Genomic DNA, 809 nt, shown 5'->3' with positions numbered 1-809 from the left:
CAAATGTATATTTTCTAGACATAATAAAACCGCACCTCCAATTGTTAGTAAATGTCTAACAAATTGGGTGCGGTTCAGCGTAGGGAGGTTCTTTTACGTTTTTTGCTCATATTACTAACCAGTTTATTTCCAAAACTAGTCACAAGGATCGTTAAAAATACTTTCAACAAATCCTGCAGCAAAGATAGTAAAAATTCCATCATAGGAGTCACCTCCTTTCCCTCTAAATAAAAAGAGAAAGGATAGCAACAACCCACCCTACGCTATACAGTTGTCCTTATTCTATCATATTTTCATGTATGTACCAATTGTTATTATAATCCTAATGTTTTGATAATTTTAATAACAATTGGATTATCTACACGATAAACAACTTCTAATCCCTTGCGCTCATAATTTACTATTTTCAACGCTTTTAATTTATTTGAATGTTGAGATACAGTAGATTGTGGGGTTCTTACTGCTCTCCACAATTCAGATGCACTTAATGGACCTCTACACATTAATGTATGCATAATCTTCAACCGTATAGGATGCCCTAATGCTTTTAATATATCAGTACTTTGTTCATAAACATGTGAATCCATATTAAAATTTTTAGACATCATTTATCTCCTAAAATTAATTACATATATCCTATCATAAAAAAGGTACCTCTACAACTGAAGCTTCACCTTATGTATAATCCTCTTGTTTAATATCTTTATAAAATTTACGATATAATCCTCATTTTTTAACGAATTTACCGAAAGAATTCTCCTACCTCAAGCGTGTGAAGGGCGCTAGCCCAACGGTAGGTGGGAGATGAA

General features: G+C 32.8%; 1 protein-coding gene. It reads right to left on the bottom strand.

From position 1 onward, the window contains the following. Positions 1–314 precede the first annotated feature (314 nt). Positions 315–605 carry an ArsR/SmtB family transcription factor gene (locus ACQRBL_RS32415; protein ID WP_411996676.1) on the bottom strand — a complete coding sequence of 97 codons (291 nt, stop codon included), beginning with the start codon at positions 603–605 and terminating at the stop codon, positions 315–317. Between the last annotated feature and the right edge of the window lie 204 nt (positions 606–809).

Source organism: Bacillus sp. AF62 (assembly GCF_050312695.1).
GTDB classification, from domain to species: domain Bacteria; phylum Bacillota; class Bacilli; order Bacillales; family Bacillaceae_G; genus Bacillus_A; species Bacillus_A cereus.
The sequence above is the reverse complement of the archived record's forward strand: the minus strand, read 5'-3'. Positions and strand labels throughout refer to the sequence as shown.